At 75.0% G+C, this 20,882-nt stretch carries 1 protein-coding gene; it reads right to left on the reverse strand.

Translation table 11 applies throughout. The annotated features are described in order from the left end of the window. Entirely contained in the window at positions 1-20,721 is a 20,721-nt protein-coding gene (locus ACIQPT_RS23820; protein ID WP_401158237.1) for a non-ribosomal peptide synthase/polyketide synthase, read from the reverse strand. Between the last annotated feature and the right edge of the window lie 161 nt (positions 20,722-20,882).

Here is a 20,882-nt window from a genome sequence, read left to right on the forward strand (position 1 = left end):
TCAAATCTCCCAGTCCGAGGCCAGTTCGTCCTCGAACTCTTCAATCTCGCTCTGTGTGATCTCTATAAGCCCCACGTCAGTGGGGGTCAGACCGCCGGCATCGGGCCGCTGGGCGTGCTCCGCGAGGGCGGTCAGCGCCGCGAACCAGCCGTCGGCGAGCGCGGCGGCCTCGTCCTCGGTGAGGACACCGGGGGCGTACGTCCACGTCGCCCCGAGGCGCGGCCCCTCCGCGCTCTCCTCGACGTAGGCGTTGATCTCGACGGCGTGGGCCAGCGGGGTCGCCGGGTCCTCGCCCTCGGGGCGCGGGGCCCCCGCGGCGACCGACCAGTCGCCGGTCTCCCCGGCCACGAAACGGCCCAGGTAGTTGAAGCCGATCCCCGCGGGGCGCAGCCCCTCGAAGGCGGCGGCGGTCTCCGGGTTGAGGTGGCGCAGCAGGCCGTAGCCCAGGCCCTCCGACGGCACGGCCCGCAGCTGCTCCTTGACGTGCTTGAGTACGGTTCCGGCGGCGTGGCCGCCCGCGAGCGCCTCGTCGACATCGACGCCCCCGGTGTCCAGGAGCACCGGGTACAGGGCGGTGAACCAGCCCGTGGTACGGGACAGGTCCAGCGCTCCGTCGCGCTCACGGCCGTGGCTCTCCACGTCGATCAGGACGGTGGCGTGCGGGTCGCGGCGCCTGCGGGCCTCGGCCAGGACGAGGCCCGCGAGCAGCACGTCGTCCACCCCCGCGCCGACCACGGCCGGTGCGGTGGTGAGCAGATGCCCGGTGACCTCGGCCGGCAGGGTGCGGCGCAGCCGCCGCGCGGCGGCAAGCACGTCGACCGCCGGGTCGAGGGGGCGCGCGCCGACGACGGGGCCGCCGCGCAGCGCGCCGGTCCAGTGGTCGAGTTCGGCCAGGGTCCGCGGTGACCGGGCGCGTTCGGTGTTCTGCTGCGCCCACCGGCGCAGCGACGTTCCGCCGGCGTCGGAGGCGGGCTCCCGCCCGGCCCGGATGTCGTCCCAGGCGTGGAAGAGGTCAGGCAGCAGGATGCGCCAGGACACTCCGTCGATCGCCAGGTGGTTGACGGCGACCAGGAGCAGGCCGGGCCGCTCGCCCCGGTCGAACCAGACGACCTCCACCATGGCGCCCGCGGCGGGGTCGAGCCGCTCGACGGCCGCCGTGCCGTGGTCCCGTACGGCGTCGTCGAGTGCGGCCGGGGACAGTGCGGCCGCGTCCACCCGCGTCACCCGGTCCGCGGCGCGGACGGTGTCCGGGCCGGGAACCTCGACCTGCCAGGTGGCGGCGTCCGCCGGGTCGTCGACGTCCACCCTCAGACGCAGGCTGTCGTGCCGGGCGAGCAGCGCGCCGACCAGTGTGTGCAGCCGGTCCAGGTCGAGCTCGGCGGGGGCGTTGAGCACGGTGGTCTGGTTGAACCGGTCCACCGGGACCTGCCGTTCGGCCAGCCAGTGCAGCATCGGCCAGGCGGGCAGCTCGCCGACGGGCTCGTCCGGTTCGCCCTGCTCGGGGACCCCGGCCGCGGCGGCCCTGCGGGCCAGTTCGGCGACGGTGCGGTGGGTGAAGACGTCGGCGCCGGTGACGGTGAGGCCTTCGCGACGGGCGGCGCTGACCAGTTGGATGGCCATGATGGAGTCGCCGCCGAGGTCGAAGAAGGCGCTGTGGGCGTCGACGGACTCCGCGGGCAGGCCGAGCACGCGGGCGAACAGCCGGACGAGGATCTCCTCCTCGGTGCTCTCGGCGGCCCGGCCGCCCGCGCTGCCGAACTCGGGCGCCGGCAGCGCCTTGCGGTCCAGCTTGCCGATCGCGGTGAGCGGCAGCTCGGTCAGCTCGACGATCGCCGCGGGCACCATGTAGTCGGGCAGGGCGCGGCCCAGGCGGGCACCGAGCTCCGCCCGGTCGTAGCCGGGACCGGCCACCGTGTAGGCGACCAGGCGCTTGTCGCCGGGCCGGTCCTCGCGGACGATCACCGCGCAGGCGGTGACGCCGGGGTCCGCGGCCAGCGCGGCCTCGATCTCGCCGAGCTCGATCCGGAAGCCGCGCAACTTGACCTGGTCGTCGGCGCGGCCGGCGAACTCGACGAGCCCCGCGGCCGTCCAGCGTGCGAGGTCGCCGGTGCGGTACATCCGGGTGCCGGGCGGGCCGTACGGGTCGGCGACGAAGCGGCCGGAGGTGAGATCCGGGCGGTTCCAGTAGCAGCGGGCCAGGCCCGGGCCCGCCGCGTACAGCTCGCCGGTGACGCCCGGCGGCACGGGCCGCAGCGCGTCGTCGAGGACGTAGTGCCGCATGGCGTCCAGGGAGCGGCCGATGGGCACGCTGTGCGAGCGCCCGTCGAGTGCGGCCGGGTCGACGCGGTGGGACAGCGCCATCACGGTGACCTCGGTCGGGCCGTAGGCGTTGACGACCCTGAGGTGCGGGGCGTGGTCCAGGATCCGGCGCACGGCCGTGCCGGAGACCACGTCGCCGCCGGTGGCGACCTGCCGGAGGGCGGCGAACGCCTCGGGAATCTCCTGGCCGAGCACCCGGAACAGGCCCGCGGTCAGGAACAGGGACGTGATCCCGGAGTCCGCGATCAGCGTCCGCAGGTCGCTCACGTCCAGGTCGCCGGGCGGCGCGACCAGCACCTCGCCGCCGCGCACGAGCGGCACCCAGAACTCCAGGATCGAGGCGTCCCAGGCGTGCGGGGAGTGCAGCGGCACCCGGTCGGTGACTCCGTCCCAGCAGCGGTCGGCGGCGAGCTGGACGATGTCGCCGTGACAGATCGCGACGCCCTTGGGCAGCCCGCTGGAGCCGGAGGTGAACATCAGGTAGGCGAGCCGGCCCGGGTCCACCGGGGCGGTCGGCGCGGTGGCCGGCAGGTGCGAGACGTCGGCCCCGGCGTCCACCAGATCGGCCCTGGTGTCCAGCCTCCCGGCCCGCTCGCGGCACGCCTCGTCCACGACGAGCAGCGGTGCCCGCACCTGGTCGAGCATCCACTCCAGGCGCTCGTCCGGGTTGGCGGGGGCGAGCGGGACGTAGGCGCAGCCGGCCTTGACGATGCCGAGCAGGACGACGGCCAGGGTGTCCGAGCGCTCCATCAGGACGCCGACGCGCGACTCGGGGGCGACCCCGCGGGCCAGCAGGGCATGCGCGAACCGGTTGGCGCGCGCGTCCAGTTCGGCGTACGAGAGCGTGGTGTCGCGGAAGGTGACGGCGGGGGCGTCCGGCCGCTCGGCCGTGTGGCGTGCGATGGCGTCGGGCAGGCTTGCCGGGGAGACCGGGGCGGTGGTCTCCAGCCAGCTGCCGAGGACCCGCTCGCGTTCTCCGTCCACCAGGACGTCATGGGCCGAGACGGGTGCCCCGGGCCGTCCGGTGAGCACGTCCAGGAACCGCACCAGGCGGCGGGCCAGCCGCCCCACCGTCTCCGCGTCGAACATGTCGGCGCTGTACTCGACGCCGCCGCTCCAACCGAGCGGTGCGCCGTCGGCGCCGAGCCGCTCGGTGAGGGTGAAGGTGAGGTCGAACTTGGCGACGGAGGGCGCCACCGGGCGGGGCTCGACGGCCAGTCCGGGCATCCGGCCGGCCTCGGCGAGCGCGGTGCCGCCCGCGCCGTCCAGGCTGAGTGCCACCTGGAACAGCGGGTGGCGGGCGGCGGAGCGTTCCGGCCGCAGTGCCTCGACGAGCCGCTCGAACGGCACGTCCTGGTGCGCGAACGCGGCCAGATCGCTCTCCCGCACCCGCCGCACCAGTTCGGTGAAGCTCGGGTCGCCGGAGACGTCGGTGCGCAGCACCAGCGTGTTGACGAAGAATCCGACCACGTCGGCCAGGGACTCGTCGGCGCGCGAGACCACCGGGGAGCCGAGCGGAATGTCGGTGCCCGCGCCGAGCCGGGACAGCAGGGCCGCGAGGGCGGCCTGCACCACCATGAAGGGGGTGGCCCGCAGCTCCCGGGCCACGCGGCCCACCCGCTGGTACAGCTCCTCGGGCACCTCGAAGGTCTCCCGGCCCGCGCGGTGCGGTCCGACCGCCGGGCGCGGCCGGTCGGCCGGCAGCGTCAGCTCCTCGGGGAGCCCGCTCAGAGCGGCTTCCCAGAAGCCGAGTTGCCGTGCCATCTCGGTGCCGTCGCCGTCGCCGAGGAACTCGCGCTGCCACTGCGCGTAGTCGGCGTACTGCACGGACAGCGGCTGCCAGTCGGGGGCCGCGCCGTCCAGGCGGGCCGCGTAGGCGGTCGCCAGGTCCTTGGCGAGGACCGGCATGGAGGTGCCGTCGCCCGCGATGTGGTGGACCACGACGAGCAGGACGTGCTCGTCGGGTCCCACTGCGAACAGGCGGGCCCTGATCGGCGCTTCGGCCGTCAGGTCGAAGCCTGCCGTGGCGACCGCCTCGACGCGCTCGTCGAGGTCCTCGGGGCTCACCGGCACGACCGGCAGATCGGCCCGGGCCTCGGGCAGCACCCGCAGCCAGGCATCGGCGCCGTCGCCGCCGCGGTCGTCGACGAGGGTGCGCAGGCTCTCGTGCCGGGCCACCACGTCACCGAGCGCCTCGCGCAGCCGGTCCGCGTCGAGGGTGCCGGTCAGCCGGAGCGCGATCGGGATGTTGTACGCGCCCTCGTGGCCGCCGAGCCGGTCGAGTACCCACAGACGCTGCTGGGCGTACGAGAGCGGGACGCGCTCGGTGCGCGGCCGCGCGGCCGGTGCGGGCCGGGTCGCTCCCCGGGCGTCGGCGGCGCGGCGCGCGAGGGCGGCGGGGGTCGGCGACTCGAACAGGTCGCGCACGCCGAGATCGGCGCCCAGCGCGGCGCGCACCCGGGTGACCAGGCGCATCGCGAGCAGCGAGTGGCCGCCCAGGTCGAAGAAGGAGTCGTCCACGCCGACCCGGTCCACGCCGAGCACCTCGGCGAAGGCGTCCACGACGAGGTGTTCGGCCGGGTCGGCGGGGGTGCGGCCCGCCGGGCGGGCGGGTGCCTGCGGGGCGGGCAGCGCCTTCCGGTCGAGCTTGCCGTTGACGGTCAGCGGGAGCCGGTCGAGCGCGACCACGGCGGAGGGCACCATGTGGGCGGGCAGCGCCCCGGCCACCGCCTCACGCAGCTCGGTGGCGGCCGGCGCCGGAACCGTACCGTCCACGGTGACCACGTACGCCACGAGCCGCTGGTCACCGGGGGTGTCCTCGCGGACCACGACGGCGGCCTGGGCCACCCGGTCCTGGGCGAGCAGCACCGCCTCGATCTCGCCGGGTTCGATGCGGAAGCCGCGCACCTTGACCTGTGAGTCGGCCCGGCCTAGGTGGTCGAGCGAGCCGTCGGGGCGGCGCCTGGCCAGGTCGCCGGAGCGGTACATGCGGGTACCGGGCGCGCCGAACGGGTCGGCGACGAAGCGGCCGGAGGTCAGGCCCGGGCGGTGGGCGTAGCCGCGGGCGACGCCCGCGCCGGAGACGTACATCTCCCCCACGACGCCGGGCGGGACGGGCCGCAGCCGCTCGTCGAGGACGTGCACCCCGAGGTCGGGGATGCCCACACCGATGGCGCCGGCCACTCCCTCCCGCACCTGTCGCGCGGTGAGCGCCCGGTGGGTGACGTGCACCGTGGTCTCGGTGATGCCGTACATGTTGACCAGCACCGGGCTGTCGTCGGCGTGCCGCTCGTACCAGGGCAGGAGCCGGGCCGGGTCCAGGGCCTCGCCGCCGAAGACGACGTAGCGCAGCGCGAGGTCGGCGCCGCCCACGGCCTCGTCGGCGCGGATCAGCTCGTGGAACGCGGACGGGGTCTGGTTGAGGACCGTGACGCGCTCGCGCTCCAGGAGGGAGAGGAACGCGCGCGGCTCGCGGCTGACGGCGTGCGGCACCACCACGAGCCGGCCGCCGTGCAGCAGCGGGCCCCACAGCTCCCACACCGAGAAGTCGAAGGCGTAGGAGTGGAAAAGGGTCCACACGTCGTCGGCGCCGAAGCCGAACCAGTGGTCGGTGGCGTCGAAGAGCCGCAGCACGTTGCGGTGGGTGACCACCACGCCCTTGGGGGTGCCGGTGGAACCGGAGGTGTAGATGGCGTACGCGGCGTGGTCGGCGGCCCCGACGGGCTCCGGATCGGCCGCGCTCCGTGCGGCGAGGTCCGCGAGCACGTCTCCGTCGTCGAGGGCGATCCAGGAGGGATCGCCCCCGAGTGCGGCCGCGGTGGCGCGGGTGGAGACGGTGACGACGGGCCGGCTGTCGCCGAGGAGCAGGGCGACGCGCTCGGCGGGGTAGGCCGGGTCGACCGGCAGGTAGCCCGCGCCCGACTTGAGGACCGCGAGCACGGCCGTGACCAGGTCGGTCGCCCGGGGCAGGGCCAGGGCGACGAACCGCTCCGGGCCGGCGCCCCGCTCCCGCAGAAGTGCGGCGAGCCGGTTCACCCGGGCGTTGAGCTCCGCGTACGTCAGGGAGCTCGGCCGGCCCTGTGCGTCCTCGCCGGTGACGGCGACGGCGGCCGGCCGGGCGGCGACGGCCGCCTCGAAGCGGCGCACGATCGTGTCGTGGGTGCCGAGCGGGCCGACCGGGCCGACGGGGGTGTGCGCCCGGTCGGTGAGCAGCAGAGCCCGCTCGTCGGCGGACAGGACGTCCAGGTCGGTGACCGGGCGGCCGGGCTCGGCGAGCGCGGCGCCGAGCAGCCGGACCAGCCGGTCGCCGAAGGCTTCGGCGGTCGCGGCGTCGAACAGGTCGGCGCTGTACTCCAGATCCACCGCGATGCCCGCCGGGGCCCCCTCCGGCGTGAGCCGCGGGCGCAGGTGCCACACCAGGTCGAACTTGGCGGCGTCGACCGTCAGATGCAGCGGTTCGACGGCGAGAGAAGGCAGTCGGCGCAGGGAGTCCAGGGCGCGGGTGTCGTCGTCGCCCCATTCCAGGACCACCTGGAACAGCGGGTGGCGGGCAGCGGACCGCTCGGGCCGCAGCGCCTCGACGAGCCGCTCGAACGGCACGTCCTGGTGCGCGAACGCGGCCAGGTCGGTCTCCCGCACCCGCCGCACCAGTTCGGTGAAGCTCGGGTCGCCCGAGACGTCGGTGCGCAGCACCAGGGTGTTGGCGAACAGGCCCACCACGTCCGTCAGCGACGCGTGGGAGCGTCCGGCGACCGGTGAGCCGAGCGGGATGTCGGTGCCCGCGCCGAGCCGGGACAGCAGGGCCGCCAGGGCGGCCTGCACCACCATGAAGGGAGTGGCCTGCGACTCCTTCGCGCACCGTGCCAGTTCCGCATGCAGGTCGACCGGGATCTCCAGGCGGTGGCGGCCCGCGCGGTGCGGTCCGGCCGCCGGGCGGGGCCGGTCGGTGGGCAGCGCCAGCTCCTCGGGCAGGCCGTCGAGCGCGGCCGTCCAGTGGTCGAGCTGGCGGCTCAGCGGGGAATCGGGGTCGTCCTCGGTTCCGAGCCCGGCGCGCTGCCACAGCACGAAGTCGGCGTACTGCGGTGCGGAGCCCGCGTCTTCGGGTGTGCCGCCGTCGAGGTGGGCGCGGTAGCCGGCGACGAGGTCCCGGGCCAGCACCGGTACGGAGGCGCCGTCCCCGGCGATGTGGTGGACGACGACGAGCAGGACGTGCTCGTCGGGTTCCACCGCGAACAGGTGCACGCGCAAGGGCGCCTCGCCGGTCAGGTCGAAGGGCCGGGCGACGGCCTCGCGCAGCGCCGCGTCCAGCAGGTCCGCGGTGACCGAACTCCGCTCGCAGCGCGGTGCGGTGGTCACGATCCGCTGGTAGGGGCCGTCCTCGTCCTCCGCGATCAGGGTGCGCAGGCTCTCGTGCCGGTTCACCAGGGAGTCGAGGGCGGCGGAGAGTGCCGCCTCGTCGAGTTCGCCGGTCAGCCGGAGCGCCATCGGGATGTGGTAGGCGGAGTTCGTACCGTCGAAGCGATCGAGGAACCACTGCCGTTGCTGGGCGTGCGACAGCGGCAGCCGGTCGGGACGCGGCAGTTCGCCGGGGGCGGCACCGGTGGTGCGCGGGCCGCTCGCGGCGATCCGGGCGAGTTCCCGCACGGTGGGCGTCTCGAAGATGTCGCGCACGGCCAGTTCGGTACCGAGCACGGCGCTCGTCCGGGCGACCAGGCGCATCGCGAGCAGCGAGTGGCCGCCCAGGTCGAAGAAGGAGTCGTCCACGCCGACCCGGTCCACGCCGAGCACCTCGGCGAAGACCCCGGCCAGCAGCTCCTCGACGGGGTCGCCGCCGGCGCGGCCGACGGTGGCGTCGTAGCGCGGGGCAGGCAGGGCGGCCTGGTCGAGCTTGCCGTTCACGGTGACCGGGATCCGGTCGAGGACGACGACGGCGGCCGGGACCATGTGGTCGGGCAGCACTGCGCGCAGCCGGGCGCGCAGTGTCCCGGGGACGACGGTGGCGCCGGGGGCGGGCACCGCGTAGGCGACCACGCGGCGGTCGCCCGGCCGGTCCTCGCGGACGACGACGGCGCTCGCGGCGACCTCGGGGGCCAGGGCGACGGCCGCCTCGATCTCACCCGGTTCGATGCGGAAGCCGCGCAGCTTGATCTGCCGGTCGGCGCGGCCGACGTAGACCAGCTGTCCGTCCCCGCGCCAGGAGACCTGGTCGCCGGTGCGGTACATGCGGGTGCCCGGGGCGCCGAAGGGGTCGGCGACGAAGCGTTCGGCGGACAGTCCGGGGCGGTCCAGGTAGCCGCGGGCGAGACCGGCGCCGGACACGTACAGCTCCCCCACCACGCCTGCCGGGACGGGCTGGAGGTGGGCGTCGAGGACACGGACCGCGAGGCCCGGCAGGGCGGTGCCGATGGGCGGTACGCCGAATCCGGCCAGCGGGGCGCTCATGGTGGCGCACACGGTCGTCTCGGTCGGCCCGTAGGCGTTGATCAGGCGACGGTCCGCGGACCAGACCTCGGCGAGCTGCGGCGGGCACTGTTCACCGGCGACGGCGAGGCTGCGCAGGGTCGGCAGGTCGTCGGGGCGCAGTTCGCGCAACGCGGCGGGCGGCAGCGTGGCGTGGGTGACTCCGTGCGTGGCGATGGTGCGGACCAGGGGGGCGCCGGGCAGCAGCTCCTCACGGGGGGCGACGACCAGGCAGGCTCCGGCCAGCAGGGTGACGGCCACCTCGGAGACGGAGGCGTCGAAGCTGGGCGAGGCGAACTGCAGGACGCGGGCGCTCCCGTCGACGTCGAAGGCGGCCCTCTGGGCGCGGGCCAGGCCGGGGATGCCGCCGTGGGTGACGACGACGCCCTTGGGGCGGCCGGTGGAGCCCGACGTGTAGATGACGTACGCGGCCTGCTCGGCGCGCACCGGACGGACGAGCCCTTCGCCGGTCAGGTCCAGCGCGTCCACGTCGAGGCGGCGCACCCCGGTCCCGGGCAGGGCGGTGCCGGTGGTGGTGAGGACGACGAGGGGCGCGGCGTCGGCGAGGGTCTGCGCGATGCGCTCGGCCGGGTGGGCCGGGTCGACGGGGACGAAGGCGCCGCCCGCGAGGGCGACCGCGTGCAGGGCGACGACCAGGTCGACGGAGCGGGGCAGGACGATGCCCACCCGCCGCTCGGCGCCGACGCCCGCCTCGGCCAGCAGCCGGGCCAGCGCACCTGCCCGGTCGGCGAGTTCGCGGAAGGTGAGCGTCCTCGTGCCGGAGACGACGGCGGGCGCGCCGGGTGTGCGGCGGACCTGGTCGAGGAAGAGCTCGGGCCAGGTGCGCGGGGCGGCGGTGTCCTCGGGCCCCTGGCCGAGCGCGAGGAGGGCGTCGGAGCCGCACCCGGGGATCCGGCCGGTCGGGGTGGTGGGCTCGGTGGCGACCGTGCGCAGCAGCCGAGGCAGCAACTCGGCGACCAGAGAGACCTGTTCCGCGTCGAGGACGTCGGGGCGGTGGTGCAGGCGCAGCCGCAGTCCGTCGGCGCTCGGGGTCGCCTCCATGGCGAGTGCGTAGTGGGTGACGGCGTGGTGGGTGACCTCTCCGGCCTCCAGACCGGCGCGGCGGGCCACGGCGGCCAGCGCGTCGACGTCCAGCGGGTAGTTCTCGAACACCATGGAGGTGTCGAAGAGTTCGCCGTGTCCCGCCCGGTTCCGGATGTCCACCAGGCCGAGGTGGTGGTGGTCGGTCAGCCGGGCCTGCTCCAGCTGGAGGCGGCGGGCGAAGTCGCCGACCGGCTCGTCGGCGCGCAGGGTCGCCCGCAGCGGCACCGTGTTGACGAAGAGGCCGACCATGTCGGCCGCGCCGGGCAGGTCGGCGGGCCGGCCGCTGACGGTGGTGCCGGTGACGACGTCGTCCCGTCCGGTGAGCCGGGCGACGAGCAGCAGCCAGGCGCTCTGGACCAGGGTGTTGACAGTGACACCGAGCCGGCGGGCGGCGGCCCGCACATCCAGTCCGTCGACGGTCAGGTCGAGCAGACCGGGCTCCTGTGCGGCCGGAGCCGGTCCGGAGGACAGCAGGGTGCCGCCGTCGAGCCCGGCGAGCGCCTCGCCCCACGCGGCCTCGGCCGCCGTGCGGTCCTGGCCGGCCAGCCATGCCAGGTAGGCGCGGTGCGGGCGGGCCTGCGGCAGGGTGTCGCCCAGGTAGTGGGCCATCAGGTCACCCATCACGATCGGCATGGACCAGCCGTCGCGGACGCTGTGGTGGGCGGTGACCACGAGGGTGTGGTGCTCGCCGAGGGAGGCGACGGTCCAGCGGATCAGGGGCGCCGCGGTGATGTCGAAGCCGCGTCGGCGGTCCGCCACGCAGACCGCGTCGAGCTCCGCGTGGTCGGTCATGTCGACTTCGGTGAAGTCGAGTTCGGGCTCGGCGAGGACGACCTGGACGGGTGTGCCCTGTGCGGTACGGCGGAAGGCGGCCCGCAGCGCGGGGTGGCGGCGCTGTACCGCCGCGGCGGCGGCCCGCAGCCGGGGGCGGTCGAGTGCGCCGTCGAGCTCCACGCGGAGCTGTGAGATGTACGGGTCGTCGGCGCCGTCACCGTACTGATGGTGGAAGAGCAGTCCCTCCTGGAGCGGGGCGAGCGGCAGCAGCTCGGCCACGTCCGGATCGGCCTCCAGCTCGCGGATCTCCTCCTGGGTGAGGGTGACGAGCAGATCGGACGGGGTGCGGCCACCCACGTCCGGGCGCTCGCCGTGCGCGGCGAGGGCGCGCAGCGCGCTGTCCCACAGGTCGGCGAGGCGGGCCACGTCGGCGTCGGGGACCAGGGCCCGGGCCCAGCTCCAGGTGGCGACGAGCTCCGTTCCCCCGGGGCCTTCGTGGGCGGCGACGTTGACCTCGACGGTGTGCGAGAGCGGGACGTCGGGGGCGTCGTCAGCGCCGACCTCGGCCAGTTCCCAGCCGGGCGCGAGCGCGCCGGCGAAGCTGACGCGACCCAGGTAGTTGAAGCCGATCTGTGCCTCGGGCAGCTCCGCGAACTCCCGCGCGGTGGCCGGGTCGGTGTGGCGCGCGAGGCCGTGGCCGATGCCGTGGCGCGGGGTGGTGCGCAACTGCTCCTTGACGGCACGCAGGGCGTGACCCACGGCATCCGTACCCGCCAGGACGGCACCCGGGCCGGCCGTCGCGGTGTCCAGGCGTACGGGGTGGGAGACGGTGAACCAGCCGACGGTGCGGGCGAGTTCGCTGCCCGGAATCAGGTCCTCGTGACGGCCGTGGCTCTCCACGTCCACGAGCAGTCCGCCGCGGTCGCCGCGCCACAGCGGTACGGCGGCGGCGAGAGCGGTGAGCAGGACGTCGTCCGGCCCGGCGTGGTAGGCCGCGGGCAGCGCGTCCAGGAGCACACCGGTGACGTCGGCGGGCACCCGGACGGTCAGCCGTCCGGCGTCCCCGCGCAGGTCACGGGCCGGGTCGAGCGGCCGCTCGCCGAGCAGCGGGTCGCCTGCGGTGAGCAGCTCCCGCCAGTGCGCGTCGTCGTCGGCGGGCAGCGCGGTGAACGCGTCCGCCCATGCCGCGAACGAGGTCCCCACCGGGGCGAGCGCGGGCCGGCCACCGTTGGTGACCGCCGTCCACGCCTCGGCGAGGTCGGGCACGACGATGCGCCAGGACACGCCGTCGACGGCCAGGTGGTGCACGACGAGCAGCAGCCGGCCAGGAAGCTCGCCGCCGCGGTCGATCCAAACGGCCCGCAGCATCCGGCCCGCGGCCGGGTCGAGGGCATCGCGGGCGGCGCCGGTGTGCGCGGCGGCGAGAGCGGTGGCCTCCTCGTCGGTCGCGTCCGGGGAGGCAGCGATACGGGTGAGGAGCGCGTCCGCGAGCGCGGCGCCGTCGGCCGGCGGCGCGACGGTGAACCGCTCGGCGTCCTCGACGCGCATCCGCAGCGCCTCGTGCCGCTCGACGAGCGCGCCGAGCGCGGCGACCAGGTGCTCGCGGGTGGTCGGGGGCAGGGTCAGGGTGACGGACTGGTGGTACTGGTCGAACCGGCCGCGGGTGACGAGCCGACGCATCAGAGGCAGCAGCGGCGCGCTCCGCGGGCCCGCTGCGGCGTCCGCGGCGGGCGCATCCTGCCGCTGCTCACCGAGCGCCGCCGCGAGCCGGGCCGGAGTGCGGTGCTCGAACACGTGCCGCGCCGAGAACCGCACTCCCGCCGCACGCGCACGCCCGACCAGCTGGATCGACATGATCGAATCACCGCCCAGCGCGAAGAAGTCATCCTCCACACCCACATCCGCACGCCCCAGCACCTGCCGGAACAGACCCAGCAGCCGCTCCTCCAGCGGATCGCGGGACACCTCACCGCCGAGCGCCGCCGCGAGCCCGGCGGGAGTGCGGTGCTCGAACACGTGCCGCGCCGAGAACCGCAGACCCGCCGCACGCGCACGCCCGACCAGCTGGATCGACATGATCGAATCACCGCCCAGCGCGAAGAAGTCATCCTCCACACCCACATCCGCACGCCCCAGCACCTGCCGGAACAGACCCAGCAGCCGCTCCTCCAGGCCCTCGGAGGCCGTGCGGCCGGCGGCACCCGCGGTGGTGGTGGGCTCGGGCAGGGCCCCCCGGTCCACCTTGCCGTTCGGGGTCAGCGGCAGCTCGTCCAGGACGACGAACGCGGCGGGCACCAGGTACTCGGGCAGCACCGCGCGCATCCGCGCCTCGACCTCGGCCGGCCGCACGCCGTCGGACACCACCAGGTAGCCGATCAGGCGGGGTTCGCCGACGGTACCGCGGACGGCCGCGACGGCGCGGCGGACGCCGGGCACCGCCTCGGCGGCGGCCTCGACCTCGCCGAGTTCGATGCGGAAGCCGCGTACCTTGACCTGGTCGTCGACCCGGCCGAGGTACTCGATCATGCCGTCGGGGCGCAGCCTCGCCAGGTCGCCCGAGCGGTACATCCGGCTGCCCGCCGGACCGAACGGATCGGCCACGAAACGGTGCGAGGTCTGGCCCGGCAGTCCCAGGTAGCCCCGCGCCAGCCCCTCACCCGCGAGGTACAACTCGCCCCGCGCGCCGGGGCGTACCGGCCGCAGGCCGCTGTCGAGGAGGTGCACCCGGGCGTAGGGGAACGCACGGCCGATCGGCACCGGGCCGTCGGCGAGCGGCTCGCCCGGCTCGACGCGGAACTCCATGACGTTGACGGTCGCCTCGGTCGGCCCGTACGCGTTGATGACGGTCGCGTCCGGATTCGCGGCCCGCCAGCCGGCCAGCATCTCGCCGCGCAGTGCCTCGCCCCCGAGCACCAGTGTGCCGGTCGGCGACACCTCGTCGGGCAGCGTGTCGAGCAGCCGCAGATGACTGGGCGTCCCCTTGAGGAAGGTGGGCCGTGCGGCGCCGATCGCGTCCGGCAGCTCGGCGAGGTGCACCCGGCCGCCCGCGACCAGCGGGGTGTAGAGGCAGGTGATGGTGAGGTCGAAGGAGACCGAGGTGTGCGCGAGGGCGGTGCCCGCCGCGTCCGGGTAGGCCGTGGCCGCGCGCGCCACGTAGGCGCCCAGGGCGCGGTGCTCGACGACGACGCCCTTGGGGCGTCCGGTGGAGCCGGAGGTGAAGATGACGTACGCGGCGTCCTCGGCCCGTGGCGTACGGACGATGGCGTCGGCCTCGGCCGTGGTGGGACCCACGGTGGCCAGGCCCACGGGCACGAGGCCGGGGTCGGCGGTGACGGCCAGCGCGGGTGCGCTGTCCTCCAGGATCACCGCGATGCGGTCGGCCGGATAGGCGGGGTCCACCGGCACATAGGCGGCGCCGGACTTGAGCACGCCGAGCAGCGCGACCATCAGCTCCGCCGAGCGGGGCAGCAGCACCGCGACCAGACTGCCGGGACCGGCGCCGCGGGCGACGAGTTCGGCGGCCAGCGCGTTGGAGCGCCGGTCGAGCTGCCGGTAGGTGAGGGCCCCGTCGGCGGCGACGACGGCCTGCGCGTCCGGGGTCCGTGCCGCCTGCGCGGCGAACAGCGAGGGGAGGGTCGCGTCCGAAGGAGGCGTCGCGGACGTGGCCGCGGGCGCGTCCTCCTCCGTCCTGGCGAGCCGGCCCAGCGGCAGGTCGGGGGCGGCGACGAAGGCCCGGAGCGTCGCCAGCAGTTCGGCCCCGGCGGTCCGCGCGGTGACCTCGTCGACCAGTTGCGGCTGGTGGCGCACCCGCAGCCGCATCCGCTCGCCGGGTTCGACGACGACGCTGATGGCGAAGTGACTGCCGTCGCGGACGCGGGCATCGGCCAGTTCGAGCCCCGCACCCTGCGCACGGGCGGTGATCCCGGCCGGGTCCAGCGGGTAGTTCTCGAAGCTCAGCAGGGTGTCGAACAGCTCGCCCATGCCCACGGCGCGCTGGATGTCGCCGAGCGCCACGTGGTGGTGGTCGAGCAGCGCGGACTGCTCGCGACCGAGACGTACGGCGAGATCGCCGAGCTGCTCGCCCGCATCGAGACGCACCGACAGCGGCACCGTGTTGATGAACAGGCCCACCAGGTCCCCGGCTCCCTCCAGTTCGGCCGGGCGGCCTGCCACGGTGACGCCGAACAGCGCCTCGTCGCGGCCGGTCAGCCCGCGCAGCACGATGGCCCAGGCGGCCTGCACCAGGGTGTTGACGGTGACGCCGTACCGGCGGGCGACCGCGCCGAGGGCGGCCGTCTCCGCAGCGCCGAGCAGGTGCTCCTGGCGCACCGGCTCCAGGACGCGGTCACCGTGCCCGGTGGCGATCCGCGACGGCTCGGTGACCTCGGCGAGCAGCGTCCGCCATACGTCGAGCGACGCCTCGCGGTCGGAGCCGTCGAGCCACGCGAGGTGGTCGCGGTAGCGCGCCGGCCCCGCCGTCCCGGATACGGCGTCCGGATCCGCGTACGCGGCGAAGAGGTCCTGGGCGACGATCGGCAACGACCATCCGTCCACCACGATGTGATGCATAGTCAGGACGAGGGAGCCTCTGCCGTCGGCACGTCGCACCGTGATCGCCCGCACCAGCGGCGGACGGCTCAGGTCGAACCGGGTGGCACGGTCCTCGTCGAGCAGCGCGTCGAACGCGGCGTCGTCCGCCGCGTCCGCCTCGCGGACCGGCACGCCGGGCGCCTCGTGCACGAGCTGCACAGCCCGCTGCTCCTCGGAGCTGCGGAAGGAGACGCGCAGCGCCTCGTGGCGCAGCAGGACGCGGTCGAGTGCCGCCGACAGCCGTACGGCGTCCAGGGGCTCGGCGAAGTCGAGGACGATCTGCAGGGTGTACGGGTCGGCGCCGGAGTCGTCGAAGGCGTGGTGGAACAGCAGGCCCTGCTGGTTGGGCGAGAGCGGGAGCACGGACTCGACGCCGGGTTCGGCAACCAGGCGCGCGGCCTCGTCCGTGGAGACGGGCAGGGTGATCCCGGCGGGCGCGGCGCCCGGCTCGAACGCCGAGCAGGCCTCGGCGAGCGCGGCCGCGGTGCGCAGCTCGAACAGGTCGCGGAAGCCGAACGACACACCGCGGGCGCGGGCGCGGCTCAGCAGCCGGAAGCCGAGGATGCTGTCGCCGCCGAGCGCGAAGAAGTCCTCATCGATACCGACCGTGCCGAGGCCGAGCACCTCCGCGTACAGCTCGGACAACAGGGCCTGCTCGGGGGTGCGCGGGACGCGCGGGGCGGCACCGGTGATCATCGGAACGGGCAGCGCGCGCCGGTCGATCCCGCCGCCGGGCGCGGGCGGCAGAGTATCCAGGGTGACGAGGACCGAGGGGACCATGTAGTCCGGCAGCTCGGCGGCCACCGCGCCGCGCAGGGCCGGGACGTCGACCGTGGCGCCGCGGCGGGGCACCAGGTAGCCGACAAGCCTGCGCTCGCCGGGGGCGTCCTCACGGACCATGACGGCGGCGCGCAGCACATCGGCGTGCGCCGCGAGGACGGCCTCCACCTCGGCCGTATCGAAACGGAAGCCGCGCAGCTCGGTGAGGTCACGCCGGTGCTCCCCGACCGCGGCCCCGCGGTCGGGGACCAGCTCGCCGACGAGCGAGGCGGGGGCGTCGGCGAACGTGGCGAGGGTGCCGGTGAACCGGTCGAGGAGAGTCTGTGCGGCGGCCGGGTCGAACAGGTGCGGGCGGCACACGAGCCGGGCCGTGAGCCGCTCGCCGGGAACGGCGGTGAGCGTGAGCGGGTAGTGATTGACGTCGTCGACGTCGGCGTCGCCCACCACCAGACCGCTCTCGCGGCCCGTCGCGTCCAGCGCCGCCCGGTCCACCGGGTAGTTCTGGAAGGCGACCACGGTGTCGAAGAGCGAGGAGACACCGGCCGCCCGCTGCACGTCGACCAGTGGCAGGTACTGGTGCGCGAGCAGGTCGGCCTGGTCGTCCTGGACGGACCGGGCCAGCTCGGCCAGGGTGCGGGCGGCGCCCGGACGGGCACGCAGGGCGACAGTGTTGACGAACAGTCCGATCATCTCGTCCACGCCCGGCACCTCGGCGGGACGGCCCGCCACGGTGACGCCGAACACCACGTCGTCCCGGCCGGTCAGCTCGCGCAGAGTGACGGACCAGGCCGCCTGTACCAGGGAGTTGACGGTGACGCCCAGGTCACGGGCGGCGTCCGTCAGACGCTCGGTGGTCGCGGCGTCCAGCACGCCCTCAAGGCGTACGGCCGCCTCGGCGGGCCCGTGTGCCGTGGCCACCAGGGTGGGCCGGACACCGGCGAGAGCCTCGCCCCACGCGGCGGCGGACTTCTCGTGGTCCTGAGCGGCCAGCCAGGCGAGGTGGCCGCGGTAGGGGCGGGGCGGGGCGCCCAGGTCGTCCCCCGCGTAGGCCCGCAGCACTTCGCCGAGCAGCACCGGAACCGACCAGCCGTCCAGGACGGCGTGGTGGCCCGTGACGAGGAGCCGCCAGCCGTCGTCGAGCCGCAGCAGGGCGGCGCGCAGCAGCGGCGCCTCGGCGAGGCCGAAGCGCACTGCGGTCTCGGCGCGCAGCACCGCGTCGAGCCGGTCCGCGCGGCCGCGCAGATCGTGGAGGCGCCAGGGCACAGTGACCCGTCCCCGCACCACGAGCACCGGGCGGCTCACGCCCTCGTGGGCTATCGCGGAGCGCAGCACGGGGTGCCGGGAGACGACGGTGCCGAGCGCGGCGCGCAGCCGCTCGGCGTCCACGTCACCGGCCAGGTCGAGGCTGACGCACACGCTGTACACGTCGCGGTCCTCGTCGGTGGTGAGGCTGTGCACGACGATCCCGTCCTGCAGCGGCGTCAGCGGCAGGACCTCCTCCACACCGGAGTCGGCGAGCAGCTCGGCCAGTTCGGCCTGCGGCAGCGGGTCGGGCAGGTTCCGCGCCGGCGGCGCACCGGCCGGGCCGCCCACCGCGCAGGCCGGCGCGAGCCGGGCGACGGTCCGGGCCCGGAACAGGTCGCGGATGGCCACGGTGAGGCCTTCGCCGGCGGCCTGGCTGACGATGCGGGTGGCCGAGAGGGAGGTGCCGCCGATGGTGAAGAAGTCGTCGTCGATGGTGACGGACTCGACGCCCAGCACCTGGGCGTACAGAGCGCACAGGCGCGCTTCCAGGTCGGTGCGCGGAGCACGGCCGTCGGAGAGCGCGACGCGTACGGGGGCGGGCAGCGCCCGGCGGTCCAGCTTGCCGTTGGGGGTCAGCGGCAGCGCGTCGAGGGCCACGACGACGCCGGGCACCATGTATTCGGGCAGTGTGTCGGCGAGGTGGCCGCGCAGTCCCGGCGAGTCGCCCTCCGGCGATACGATGTACGCAACGAGCCGCTTGTCGCCCGGGCGGTCCTCGCGCATCAGCACCGCGGCCCGCTCGACCGGCGCGTGCGCGAGCAGCGCGGCCTCGATGTCGCCGAGTTCGATGCGGAAGCCCCGCACCTTGACCTGGTGGTCGAGGCGGGACAGGAAGGTGAACGACCCGTCGTGCTCGCGCCGCACCAGGTCTCCGGTGCGGTAGAGGCGCCCGGAGCCGTAGGGGTTGGCGACGAAGCGCTCGGCGGTCAGGCCGGGCCGTCCCCGGTAGCCGCGGGCCACGCCGTCTCCGGCGATGTACAGCTCGCCGCTGTACCCGGCCGGCACCGGTCGCAGGGCCGTGTCGAGCACGTACACCTGGGTGTTGAGGATCGGCGCGCCGAGCGAGACCCGGCCGTCGCCCTCCGTGACGGGGGCGGTCATCGACCAGACGGTGGTCTCGGTGGGGCCGTACATGTTGGTGACGTTCGCGGCGTGCTCGGCCAGCGGGCCGGCCAGCGACCATGGCAGGGCCTCGCCGCCGGTCAGCACGCGCACACCGGCGAAGACCTCCGGCCGCGTCTCGATCAGCGGCTGCCACAGGCTGGGCGTGGCCTGCATGACGGTGATGCCCTCGCGCTCGACGACCGCCCGCAGCGCGTCCGGGTCGAGCACCTCGTCGCGGCTCGCGAGCACCACGCGGCCCCCGGCGAGCAGGGGCTGGAAGATCTCCAGGACGGCGATGTCGAAGCTCACGGTGGTCACGGCGAGCAGCCGGTCGGCGGGACCGACGGGCACCGCGAGAGCCATCGCCTGAAGGAAGTTGTCCATCGCGGACCGTTCCAGGGCGACGCCCTTGGGACGGCCTGTGGAACCTGAGGTGTAGATGACGTACGCGGTGGCGCGCGGGTCCTGCGGGCGGCCGAGCGGGCCCGCCTCACCCGTGCGCAGGTCCACCGTGTCCAGCAGCAGCGCGGGCACCCCGTCGGGCACCTCGGTACCGGTGGTGGTGACCAGCAGGCCGGGAGCGGCGTCCGCCAGGATCATCGCGCGCCGGTCGGCGGGGTGTTCGGGGTCGATGGGCAGGTAGGCGCCGCCGGTCTTCAGGACCGCGAGCAGCGTCACGATCAGACCGGCGGTACGCGGCAGCGCCACCCCGACCAGGCACTCGGGGCCCGTGCCGCGATCGGCGAGCAGGCGGGCGAGCCGGTTGGCGCGGGCGTCGAGTTCCGCGTAGGTGAGGGTCTCGTCGGCGCGCAGAGCAACGGCGTCGGGCATCGTGGCGGCCCGCCGCTCGAAGAGGTCGACCAGAGGGCCCGGAACATCGCCTGCCGTACCGTTGGGGGCGTGCAGCAAGAGCTCGGAGGCCTCGGCGTCGAGGAGCGCGGCGCGGCCGACGGGGGCGTCGGGAGCGTCCGCGAGCGAACCGAGCAGCCGCAGGAACCGCTCCTGGTGGGAGCGGAGTTCGTCCTCGGTGTACAGCGCGGGGTTGGCCGCGAGTTCGAGTACGACCTCGCCGGAGGCGGGGTCCCCGTACGTGGCCATCGCCAAGTCGGCCACCGGCCCGTTGGAGAGCTGCCGCGGGGTGAGGAGCGCGTCGCCGAAGCGGACCCTGGCGTCGAAGGACATGGCGTTGACGGCCGTACCGAACAGGGCGGCGTCCGTGCCGGTGAGCTCACGGGCCTCGTGCAGTTCCTCACGGCGCAGGCGCTGGGCGCGCAACAGGGTGCCGAGTTCGGCGCGGACGGCGCGGACGAGCTCCGCGAAAGTCGTGTCGGGACCGACGGTGAGCCGCAGCGGCAGGTCGTTGGCGAGCATGGCCGGGGTGGCGAGCGCTGCCGGAGTGCGGCGCGCGGCCACCGGTATCCCGAGGACCACGTCGCCGACGGAGAGCATCCGGCTGTGGTAGACGGCGGTGGCCGCGGCGATGACGGCAGGCCAGTGTCCGGCCGCGGTGAGCGCACCGGTGAGGCCGGCCGGCAGGTCGGTGCGCAGTCGCAGGGCGCGCGGCGACGCTCCGGCCACGCCCTCGGAGAGGCTCTGGCGTTCCTCGGCTCCGGCCAGCCGCTCCAGCACGAGGGCACGGTCCGTCTCGTGGTGCGTCGAGCCCTGGTAGGCGCTCTCCTCGGCCAGGAGCACGTCGAGCCCGCGGGGGCGCGCCGGCTCGGGCTGCCGCCCGGCGCTCAACGCCGTGTAGATCCGGGCCAGCCGGTCCAGATAGCGGGTCTGGCCGAAGCCGTCCAGGACGATGTGGTGGTACCGCAGGTAGAAGAAGTGCCGCTGGTCGGACAGGACCAGGAGCGCGTGCCGGGACAGCGGTCCCGCCTCCAGGTCGGGGACGGTGGCCAGGTCCCGGTCCATCCAGTCACGGGCGGCGGCCTCCGGGTCGGCGGCGGCCCTGAGGTCCACGACGTCCACCGGGGCGTCGACCGTGTCGGCGACGGCCTGGAAGACCTCGCCGTCGTCACCGAACCGGGCGCGCAGCGCCTCCGTCTCGGCCGCGGCCAGGGTGACGGACCGGCGCAGCACCTCGATGTCGAGCGGAGCCGAGTCGAAGTGGACGGCGCACTGGTAGAGGGGACTCTCCGGCGCCAGCCGCTGAGCCACCCACACACCGAGTTGGGCGGCGGTGACCGGCAGGCGGACCTCGTTGCGAACCTCGGAAAGTGCCAACCGACTCACGCTCCCAGAAGGGTGTACCGATGCGGACCTCAGGGAGCACACACACCGCATGACGGCGCGACGCTCCGAGCGGAGGCTCTCGTCACGGCCTATCTCGGCCCTATAGGAACGCCCGGGACCAGCGCACGGGCCTCGATGGCGTATGCGGTGTGCGTCGGACCGTAGTGCTGCGGCGCGTCGCGGCTGTCGCCGAGGCCCTTGACCCTTTGCCT

Origin of the sequence: Streptomyces sp. NPDC091289 (assembly GCF_044757365.1) — a bacterium.
GTDB lineage: Bacteria > Actinomycetota > Actinomycetes > Streptomycetales > Streptomycetaceae > Streptomyces.

Coding starts and splice junctions, on each gene's coding strand:
- ACIQPT_RS23820 (WP_401158237.1), bottom strand. CDS start 20,721: ATGCGGTGTGTGTGCTCCCTGAGGTCCGCATCGGTACACCCTTCTGGG.